10 protein-coding genes and 1 pseudogene are annotated in these 8,600 nt (G+C 72.7%); 5 read left to right on the top strand and 6 right to left on the bottom strand.

Annotation, left to right across the window (positions count from 1 at the left end; all coding sequences use genetic code 11):
• Nucleotides 1-199 precede the first annotated feature (199 nt).
• Nucleotides 200-715, top strand: a complete 516-nt coding sequence (locus ACFXA3_RS26200; protein WP_385190734.1) for a DinB family protein — start codon at nucleotides 200-202, stop codon at nucleotides 713-715.
• A gap of 195 nt (nucleotides 716-910) precedes the next feature.
• On the opposite strand, the gene ACFXA3_RS26195 is transcribed toward ACFXA3_RS26200, so the two are convergent.
• The 4 genes from ACFXA3_RS26195 to ACFXA3_RS26180 all read right to left on the bottom strand — a co-directional run bounded on the left by ACFXA3_RS26195 (nucleotide 911) and on the right by ACFXA3_RS26180 (nucleotide 3,847).
• A complete protein-coding gene (locus ACFXA3_RS26195) occupies nucleotides 911-1,576 on the bottom strand; it encodes a prealbumin-like fold domain-containing protein (RefSeq protein WP_385190732.1) in 666 nt (221 codons plus the stop codon).
• 120 nt (nucleotides 1,577-1,696) lie between these two features.
• Nucleotides 1,697-2,224 (bottom strand): hypothetical protein, encoded by a 528-nt coding sequence (locus ACFXA3_RS26190; protein WP_385190730.1) that lies wholly within the window; start codon nucleotides 2,222-2,224, stop codon nucleotides 1,697-1,699.
• 22 nt (nucleotides 2,225-2,246) lie between these two features.
• The gene (locus ACFXA3_RS26185; protein WP_385190728.1) at nucleotides 2,247-3,122 is read right to left on the bottom strand and encodes an SGNH/GDSL hydrolase family protein; all 876 of its coding nucleotides are present in this window, start codon (nucleotides 3,120-3,122) and stop codon (nucleotides 2,247-2,249) included.
• A 5-nt stretch (nucleotides 3,123-3,127) separates the two neighbouring features.
• A complete protein-coding gene (locus tag ACFXA3_RS26180; RefSeq protein ID WP_385190726.1) occupies nucleotides 3,128-3,847 on the bottom strand; it encodes a hypothetical protein in 720 nt (239 codons plus the stop codon).
• Between the two features lie 51 nt (nucleotides 3,848-3,898).
• Here ACFXA3_RS26180 and ACFXA3_RS26175 point away from each other — a divergent pair, with 51 nt between their 5' ends.
• From ACFXA3_RS26175 to ACFXA3_RS26165, 3 genes and pseudogenes are all read left to right on the top strand, one after another.
• A complete protein-coding gene (locus ACFXA3_RS26175; RefSeq protein WP_385190725.1) occupies nucleotides 3,899-4,417 on the top strand; it encodes a MarR family winged helix-turn-helix transcriptional regulator in 519 nt (172 codons plus the stop codon).
• Nucleotides 4,414-5,151, top strand: a pseudogene (locus ACFXA3_RS26170) (NAD(P)/FAD-dependent oxidoreductase); the annotation flags it as partial. The gene ACFXA3_RS26175 and the pseudogene ACFXA3_RS26170, both read left to right, overlap by 4 nt.
• Nucleotides 5,152-5,292: 141 nt before the next feature.
• A complete protein-coding gene (locus ACFXA3_RS26165; protein WP_385190724.1) occupies nucleotides 5,293-6,447 on the top strand; it encodes a hypothetical protein in 1,155 nt (384 codons plus the stop codon).
• Nucleotides 6,448-6,631: 184 nt separating this feature from the next.
• Here the strand turns inward: ACFXA3_RS26165 and ACFXA3_RS26160 are convergent, their stop codons facing one another.
• Nucleotides 6,632-7,015, bottom strand: coding sequence for a winged helix-turn-helix transcriptional regulator (locus ACFXA3_RS26160; protein ID WP_385190723.1), 384 nt, complete (start codon nucleotides 7,013-7,015; stop codon nucleotides 6,632-6,634).
• 143 nt (nucleotides 7,016-7,158) lie between these two features.
• Between ACFXA3_RS26160 and ACFXA3_RS26155 the strand changes: the two genes are divergently transcribed.
• Nucleotides 7,159-7,566: a RidA family protein gene (locus ACFXA3_RS26155; protein ID WP_385190722.1), complete on the top strand. Its 408-nt coding sequence runs from the start codon at nucleotides 7,159-7,161 to the stop codon at nucleotides 7,564-7,566.
• Between the two features lie 198 nt (nucleotides 7,567-7,764).
• Here the strand turns inward: ACFXA3_RS26155 and ACFXA3_RS26150 are convergent, their stop codons facing one another.
• Nucleotides 7,765-8,478 (bottom strand): aminoglycoside phosphotransferase, encoded by a 714-nt coding sequence (locus tag ACFXA3_RS26150; RefSeq protein WP_385190720.1) that lies wholly within the window; start codon nucleotides 8,476-8,478, stop codon nucleotides 7,765-7,767.
• Nucleotides 8,479-8,600: the final 122 nt, after the last annotated feature.

Raw genomic sequence — 8,600 nt, 5'->3', positions numbered from 1 at the left:
GCGCGGCCGCCCGCCGCCCCCCCGCCCCCCCCGCGGGGGGGGGGCCCCCCCCCCCCCGGGGGGGGGGGGGGGGGGGGGGGGCCGGGCGGCGGGGCGCCGCCCCCCCCCACCGCACCACCGGCGAGGTGAGGAGCTGAGCGTTGTACGTCGCTGAAAACCTGGCGACAGTCGGATGCCGGGCAAGATAGCGTCCGCCAGCATGGCCCCTTCACTTGAACGTCCCCCGTTTCAGGCCGACGAGCGCACCGCTCTGCTTGGCTGGCTGGATCTCCAGCGGCAGATCCTGCGATGGAAGTGCGAGGGCCTCAGCGAGGAGGATGCGCACCGCTCCGTCATCCCGACTTCGCCGGCGATGACGATGGCCGGGCTCATCAGCCATATGCGATGGGTCGAGCACACATGGCTGGACGTGCTGTTCCTCGGCGGCGACGAGACGCAGAACCCGTCCTTCGACGAGACGGATGACGACGCCAGTTGGCGCACCGACGGCATCACACTGAAGCAGTTGCTCGCGGACTATGAGACGCAATGCGCCCGAAGCAACGCAATCGTGGCCGCAGCCTCCCTCGACGACGTCGGTCGCCACTCCGGATACCGCTCCGGCAAGGCCAACCTCCGCTGGATGCTCATCCACCTCGTCGAGGAGACCGGACGGCATGCAGGGCACGCGGACATCGTGCGGGAACTGCTCGACGGAGCGAAGGGGTACTACTAGGACTCGTCGGGCGATCATGGTTGTGGGCAGTCGGGCATGATGCCCGGCTGAGCACCGGCCCCTACCGGACGGCGACCGTCAGCCCGCGTCATCCGGCTCTGGCCTTGCGGACCTTCAGTCGCCCGAGGCAGCGCTTGACCGTCGCCGAGGGAGGTAGGCAGGGAGGGAGGGGCCGTCGATTCCGACGACCCCGGGTCACCTTCGCGTGGGCGGGTCGACTTCCGGTGCGTTCTCGGCGACGACGGTCACACCCTCACCGGCGGTCTCCGCCGACAGCACCAGCGGGCCGAAGACGGGGTTCACCGGGAGTTCGTATCCGGGCGGCGCCTGTGTCTCCCACCAGTAGTACGTGCCGTACGGCATGGTACGGGTGCACACGCCGTTGGTCCCGGTGGTGCAGGGCTGTCCGATGTCGGTGTCCGGGTCTGCGCCCGTGGTCTGCAGGCCCGGGATGCCGTTGGTCTCCTCCCACAGCTGGAAGACCGCTCCGGCCAGGACGTCGCCCGTGTTCTGGTCCTCCTTGATCACCGCAACGTCACCGACTTCGGGCGAGCCGGGCCCGTCGCAGTCGGGCGGTCCGTCCGGGCAGGGGTGCGGGGGACGGCACGGGCCGCAGTGGTGCGGAGGTCGGCAAGGCCCGCCGGGGAGGTCCGCGTTGCCGTGGGGGGTGGGCCGGCCGGCGTGACCCGGTGGGCACACGACGCCCGCGCCGTCGCCGCCGTCGACGACCGGCCCCTTGCCGGGGAACGGTTCTGCCGCAGCAGCGTACGAGGGGGCCGCGGCCAGCAGGACCGCGGCCGCCATCCCGATGACCCGGGGACGCAAGGAGGTCCATGCCGGGCGGAGTTCGCGAGGTGCCATGGCACGACATGATCGAGCCGGGCGGGTGGGGCGGGACGACGACACTCCCGTCCGGTGGCGTTCCGCCCGTACGACCACTCGAACGCTTCGGTCCGGGGTGACCGCCGGGCCTTCGCCGGGTCAGTGCCCGGCGGCTTTGACCAGGGCGACCGCGGTCCCGATCGCCGCGTCGATGATCCCGCCGACCAGTGACACGATCAGCCCGCTGCCCCTCCGTACCCCGCCGCACCAGCCCCGGGTGAACAGCGAGGCCACGTTCACCCAGGCCGCGGTGAGCAGCGCGGTGTGCAGCGGCATCACCCCGAGTGCCGCGAGCAGGATCAGGAACAGGGGTCCGGCGGCCGAGAGCAGGAGGGGGCTGGAGACGTACGGCATCTCCAGCAGCTCCCTCCCGCCGATGTTCCGCCGGTGCACCACGCGGTGGGCCTGGCCGTCGGCGACGAGGGAGGCCGGCCAGAGGCCGAGCGTCGTCACGGCCACCGCCAGGGCCACGTCCCCGGGGTGTGCGTGCGCCGAGTACGCCAGCCCCACCACGACCGCGATCATGGTGATGGTGGCGTACAGGCGTTCCTTCAGTCGGGCCGCGGACAGCCGGACGTGGTCCGGGTCCTCCCCGTCGGTGGCGGGTGCGGCAACCGTGGGGTCCATGCGGCCACGGTAGGGCGCACGGTCACGGCCGCGGCTCCGGCGGGCCGGGGACGTCCTTCGGCCGGACCGGCCCCGGCCCCAGCGCGTCGAGTACGGCCGCCGCGACGCGCTGTTGGCCGGCCGGGGTGAGGTGGACGCCGTCCTCCTCCACGTGGCCGTGGGCGGCGGCCCGGGTGTCGACCGTGACCTCGGGCTCCGCGAGCAGGAGTTCCGCGACGGCGTCGAGGTCCGCCCCGTCCCAGCCGAGTCCCGCCCGCAGGAAGTGCACGTACCGTCCGACCCGCCCGGGGTCGACGCCGGTCGGGGTGAGCCAGATCCACCGGGTCCCGGTCCGGCGGACCGTCAGGTCGCGCAGGGCCCGTAGGGCGCGGCGGGTCTCGGCGGCGGCGACCAGCGGGAACCCGTCCAGCCGTTGGACGTCGTTCGCCCCCAGCATGCACAGCACCCAGTCGGGCCGCTGGAACGCGAGTAGCGGGACGTTCGCCAGGGCCTGGGTCGTCGTACTGCCGGACACGGCCAGATTGGTGCAGCGGACGCCCTCCGGGAGCAGGTGCCGCAGGACCTCGAACCAGGAGAGCCGGTCGGCGGTGGTGCTCTCCCCGACGGCCACGACGTGTTCGCCGGGCCGGAACGGCAGCCCGGCCAGGCGCGCGGCCGCCCCCGGCGCGGCCGCGAGCGCGGCGGCGGCCGCCCGGTTCCGGTCCTCGAACCGGTCCAGGCGCGTCCGGTAGCCGGCCGGGTCGAGCCCGAACAGGGCGGCGAGCGCGGCGTCGTCGGGGGCCGGGCCGAGGTGCCGCAGGACCCTCTCGGGCTGGTGGAAGCGGAGCATCCGTTCCGCCGGGTCGTGGGCGGGGTCGGGAGCAGGGGTCGTGGTGGGGGTCGTGGTGGGGCCGGTCATGGTGGTCAGCCCTCCGTACGGACACGGCGGCGCGGCAGCAGGAACCCGGCCGCGATCAGCCACAGCAGACCCGCGAACCGGGCGACCGGCAACAACGGCGCGGCGCCGTCGACCAGCAGGACCAGCGTGGACAGTTCGGCGATCGCCGCGACGGTCAGGCCCGCCACGGCGAAGGCGCGGGGGAGCAGGCCGGCGAGCAGCCCCGGAACGGCGATCCCGGCGATCAGCAGCCCCAGCAGGACGACGTGGGCGGGCCCCCCGAGCCCGAAGGCCAGGTACTGCAGGGCCCGTACGAGGTCGGCGTGCGCGGCCACCTCGGGCTGCGACAGCACCCAGGTGACCAGCCCGGAGCAGGCGAGGAAGGCCGAGGCGAGGACGCCGCCCGCGAGGGCGATGGTGGCGCCGGGAGCGCGGACCCCGAGCTTGTGCAGCCGCGCCGAGACGGTCGCGGCGTAGATCGCGAGCGGCACCGAGGCGGCGAACTGCAGGGCCCCGGAGATGCGGACCGCACCGGTGTGGTCGCGGAAATAGGCGGTCACCGTGTCGGTGGAGCCGAAGGGCGAGGGGAAGGGGTCTCCGCCCGCGAGGAGGGTGCTGAGCACGAGCCCGGCGAGGAAGAGGGCGGTGAAGACCACGGCGAGGACGCCGGGCGGTGGCCCGGCCTGCGGGTCGCGGCGGCTGCGTGTCTCAGTGGCGTTGGCGGAAGTGGCGGCGTTGGCGGTCACGGCAGAATCCGTTCTCTCAAGATAATCGTTCACCGAGGAGAATCATTGCGCATGGCTTACGATAGGCCGGTGAACAGCCCCCGGCAACCGCATACGACGGGCCCCGCCCCGGCCACCGGGCCGCGCGGAGCCGCGTTCCTCCTCGCCCAGATCGGCGCGCACGCCGCCGGACGCTTCGCCGAACGCGTCGGCCACCTGGGGCTGACCCCGGCGGACGTCGGACTGCTGCGCATGATCGCCGGGCAGCCGGGGCGCAGCCAGCGGGCCCTCGCCGAGGACCTGGGCGTCGTACCGAGCCGCGTCGTCGCGCTCATCGACGCCCTGGAGGGCAAGGACCTCGTCGAACGACGGCGCAGCGCCGAGGACCGCCGCAACTACGAGCTCCACCTCACGGCGGAGGGCGGACGCACGCTCGGCGCGGTCTCCCGCGCGGCCGCGGCCCACGAGGACGCCCTGCTCGCAGCCCTCGACCCGGAGCAGCGGGCGCTCCTGCGCGACCTCCTCGAACGCGTCGCCGCCGAACAGGAACTGACGCCCGGAGTCCACCCCGGCTACCGCAACCGCGGCTGAACCCCGCGCGCGGCACCTGCCCGGCCGCGAAGAAGCGCCGAAGACGGATGACGGCCCCGTGCCGGGTCGAGCGGAGAGGGCCGCCCGGGCTCAGCCCCAGCCCTGGAGGCTGCCGCTGCTGCCGCAAGTGGCCTCCGGGGTGCTCACCCCCCAGCCCGTGGCGGTGTCGCTGCGCCGCAGCCGCCGCCACCGGACCCAGATCGTGCCCGGCGGGGCCGTACCACCACCTGGTGCTCGCGCCGCGAACCGTGACCCGCACCTTCGGCAACCCAGGCCCGGCGGAGCACGGCCGCGGCCTGAAGACGCCGGCCGAGGCGGCCCAGCTGCGCGACCACGTGATCGCCCGGCTCGACCTGGCCGACGCCGCCGCACCAGGCTCGGCGGAACGGGCCTCACGGCTCGGCTTCGTCGTGGTGGGCGGCGGCTACCCGGGCACCGACACGGCCGCCTCCCCGGAGCGGCTCACCATGAACGCCGTCGGCCGATGCCCCCGGCCGGACCGCCGCGAGATCAGCTGGCACCTCGTGGACGTCGCCCCGAAGCTGATCCCCGAGCTCGGCGACCGGCCCGGTCGGGCAGCCATCGAGGCCTCCCTCGGGACCTCCGTCGCCAAGGCGGGCCCCGAGGACGTCACCCTCACCGACGGGCGCATGCGGCCCTGCCGCACCCTCATCTGGACCGCCGGCGTCGCCGGGAGCCCAGTCATCGCCACACTGGACGCCGAGACCGCAAAGGACAGTTCCGACGGGCGAGACCGCCGGCAGCGGTAGCCGGACGACCAGGACCTTGGAACCGCTGAGCTCACCCGGCTGGGGGAGGGAGGTCGTTCTGGCGGCCGACGTCAGGCCGCCACCCTCGATGCGATGTTCAAGGACATGACCAGTGATGAACGGACGATGAAGGCACTCTGGGGCGCCTGGTGGCAGCGATGGCCGGGCTGGGTGGCCGGGGCGACGATGGTGTGGGGGATGTCGTACGCCGGCTTCGGCCTGGTGTGCGCACTGAGCGGGACCCCCTTGCTCTACCACGGCACTGACTCCGTGGGATCAGGGCTGGGTTGGGTGATCGTGGCGGTGGGTACGTCGGCCGCAGTGGTCAGTGGGGCGGTGGTGCGGTACGGGCTGCGGCCGCCGTTGCGGGTGCTGCTCTGGGTGGTCTGCGCCCTGGCCGGGATCACTGCGTTCAGCCTGCTGATGGATGTGATCACACTGATATTCGGGCAGGGCGTGGACAGCGGGGCCGCCGCCGTGAACAAGGCCCTCGCGGCGGTCGGGGCGGTCCTGCTCGCAGCCACGGCACGGTCCGATCGACCGGCTGCCACCCTCTCCGTACGCACACCGTCCGCCGCACCCCGGCGTGCCCGACTCGCCGCCTGGGCGGGGACTGTGGCCTTCGTGCCGTATGCGGCGATGAAGATGGTCTGGGCGTCCGGCGGCACGTTCGCGGGGATCACGGGCGAGGAGATGCTCGCGGCCTCGGAGCGCAACGGCGCCTCGGGAATCTTCCTCACCCTGGAGTCCTGGGGGCTGGACCCGACCGCGCTGCTTGCCGCGCTCGGCGTCTTCCTGCTCTGGGGCCTGGTCCGCCCGTGGGGGCAGGTCTTCCCGCGCTGGACGCTGGTCCTGCGCGGCCGACGGGTGCCGCGGTGGCTCCCGCTCGCCCCGGCTCTGCTCGGCGCGGCCACGCTCGCCCCGTACGGCGTAGTGGGGACCGGGTATTTGGCCCTGGCCACGGCAGGCGCAGTGACGATACGGCCCGGTGACTTCCACTCCTCGGGCGACGTGCTGCTGGTCGGCTGGATCGGGATGGCAGCGTTCGCCGTGTACGGCACCGCCCTGATCATCGCCGCCCACTCGTACTGGCTCCGGACGCGGCCCGGGACCGGAACCGGAACCGGTTCGTGGCTGTCGCCCGCGGCGCCGGACTCGGTGTCGGCACCGTCCACCGCCGCTCAAGTGCGGCATCGCCGTGCCGTGGTGACGGTCGGCGGAGAACTTCACGGCGTGACCGGCGTGGTACACGGGGGATGAAGACACAATCGCTGTACTCGACAGAAGGGCCGCCGCCGACCCGGACTGGCCCGAAGACCCAGACCGCCTACGGACGTTCACCGATCACCTGGAGGGCGGCGAGGCCACCCGAACGGCACCGCAGAACCTCACGGACGCCTGCTCCGGCCACGCCTCCCGCTTTCCCGTGCGGGTGCCTCACCCGTCAGGCAGTGTCGAAGCGTTGGCGGGAGGCCTCGATGTGGCCGAGGTACCGGTGGGTCCAGTCGCACAGTCCGTCGATCGTCACCCGCAGGGCCTGCCCGGGCTCGGTGAGGGCGTACTCGACTCGTGGCGGTACGACGGGGTGCACCGTCCGCTCGACCAGACCGTAGCGCTCCAGCATGCGCAGGTTCTGGGTGAGCATCTTGTGACTGATCCCCTCGACCTCCTCGCGCAGCTCGCTGAAGCGCAGGGTGTGCTCCCCGAGGGCCTCGATGATCAGGAGCGCCCACTTGTTGGCGACGTCCGAGAAGATCTCCCGCCCCAGAGAGTCCGCGCGCCTGAGGTCTGCTTCGTCGGGCGAGCCCGTGAACTGCTTGGTCACCATCAGGTTCCCCAGTCACTGAAAAGTGCGTTCTTCCATGTCAGGGGCCACTCTCCTACGGTTCCTGAGTAACCACAAGAGAGCAAGGCGCGGTGCGGATCGACGAACTCGACCGCACGGCGCCCCAGGCAACGAAGGCAGGCAGCATGGCCATTACCCTGGTGAACCCCAAAGGACTGCCGGAGATCGGCGCCTACCGGCAGGTGTCCATCGCGACCGGTTCGAAGCTGGTCTTCATCGCCGGACAGGTCGCCTGGGACGCCGACGGCGTCACGGTCGGCGAAGGCGACCTCGCCGCGCAGGTCGAGCAGTGCTACCTCAACATCGGCACCGCCCTGGCCGGGGTCGGCGCCTCCTTCGACGACGTGGCGAAACTGACCGTCCACGTCGTCGACTGGACCCCCGACAAGATGCCCCTGTTGATGGAGGGGATCACCCGGGCCGCCACGACCCTGGGGACTGTCCCGGTCCCGCCGGCCACGCTGCTCGGGGTCGCCGCGCTCGATGTCCCCGAGCACCTGGTCGAGATCGAAGCCACCGCGATCATCAGCTGACCAGCGTGCTTCCCATCCCGGCTTCATCCCCGCCCCGGACGTCCGTTGACGGGTCGGCGGGTCCGTTGAAGGCCGGCCGTACGTGCCGGGTTGCGGTTGAACATGAGCATGCTTGCCGTCGAGGCGCATGCGGCCGGTCCTCGGACAAGGCGGCTGATCCCACTGTGCCCATGCCGATCCCGGGATCGGTGGCCGTCGTCAGCTCCAGTGTGCGGCCCATGCGCGGGCCGCGGTGATCGTCTCGTCGAGCTCGGTCATCCCGTACGTCTGCCAGGCCTCCAACGAGCGTGCCTCGGCTTCGGTGAGGACGCGTACCGCCTCGCGGGGGGCGCCCGCGAACGCCGGGATGGACCGTGCCCAGTGGGCCGCCTGCTCGGGGGTCTGCCAGCCGTCCAGGACGAGCCGCATCCCCCACAGAGCGGCATCGATCCATTCCGGGCCGCGCATCGCCCATGCCCAGTCGGTCAACCACACCCGGTTGTTCTCCCCGATCATGAAATTGCTCGCGGCCGGGTCGGAATGCACGAGCCGGTCACCGCTGAGGAGGTGTTCGTCAGCCGGATCGCAGTAGTCACCCCACCGGTCCCACGCCGTCCTCACAAGTGTCTCCGGGGCGGGGCACGCGCTCAGCTCGCGCAGTACGGCGGCGATCGGCTCCAGGTGGTCGCTGCTCTCGGCGAACCACGCCCAAGGGGTGGCGGTCACGCCCTGAAACGCGACCAGGAGCCAGCCGCCCGCCTGCGTCCGCCACAGCACTTTCGGCGCGAAGTCTGGCAGGTACGCGTTGACGGCCGCCTCCGCTTCCAGTTCATCCAGCCGCTCGTGGTCCAGCGGCAGCCCCTTGATGAACTGTTTCGGGGCGCCGGGCGGGAAGAACAGCGAGGCCAGGGAGCTGCTGGTGCCGTTCTCCATGTCGACGCGCGGGCAGCCCCGGCCCCCCCCCCCGGGCCCCCCCCGCCCCCAGGGGGCCGGGGGGGGCCCGAAGCCGGGGCCCGGCCCCGCCCCCCCCCACACAGCAGAACACCGGGGGCGGG

This window comes from Streptomyces sp. NPDC059456 (assembly GCF_042750055.1).
Classification (GTDB): Bacteria; Actinomycetota; Actinomycetes; order Streptomycetales; family Streptomycetaceae; genus Streptomyces.
Note: the sequence above shows the minus strand (reverse complement) of the source record. Positions and strands in the feature narration are given on the sequence as shown.

Excerpts from the sequence above, each read along its gene's own strand:
- ACFXA3_RS26200 (WP_385190734.1), top strand. The coding sequence starts at position 200 with ATGGCCCCTTCACTTGAACGTCCCCCGTTTCAGGCCGACGAGCGCACC.
- ACFXA3_RS26195 (WP_385190732.1), bottom strand. The coding sequence starts at position 1,576 with ATGGCACCTCGCGAACTCCGCCCGGCATGGACCTCCTTGCGTCCCCGG.
- ACFXA3_RS26190 (WP_385190730.1), bottom strand. The coding sequence starts at position 2,224 with ATGGACCCCACGGTTGCCGCACCCGCCACCGACGGGGAGGACCCGGAC.
- ACFXA3_RS26185 (WP_385190728.1), bottom strand. The coding sequence starts at position 3,122 with ATGACCGGCCCCACCACGACCCCCACCACGACCCCTGCTCCCGACCCC.
- ACFXA3_RS26175 (WP_385190725.1), top strand. The coding sequence starts at position 3,899 with ATGGCTTACGATAGGCCGGTGAACAGCCCCCGGCAACCGCATACGACG.
- ACFXA3_RS26165 (WP_385190724.1), top strand. The coding sequence starts at position 5,293 with ATGACCAGTGATGAACGGACGATGAAGGCACTCTGGGGCGCCTGGTGG.
- ACFXA3_RS26160 (WP_385190723.1), bottom strand. The coding sequence starts at position 7,015 with ATGGTGACCAAGCAGTTCACGGGCTCGCCCGACGAAGCAGACCTCAGG.
- ACFXA3_RS26155 (WP_385190722.1), top strand. The coding sequence starts at position 7,159 with ATGGCCATTACCCTGGTGAACCCCAAAGGACTGCCGGAGATCGGCGCC.
- ACFXA3_RS26150 (WP_385190720.1), bottom strand. The coding sequence starts at position 8,478 with ATGGAGAACGGCACCAGCAGCTCCCTGGCCTCGCTGTTCTTCCCGCCC.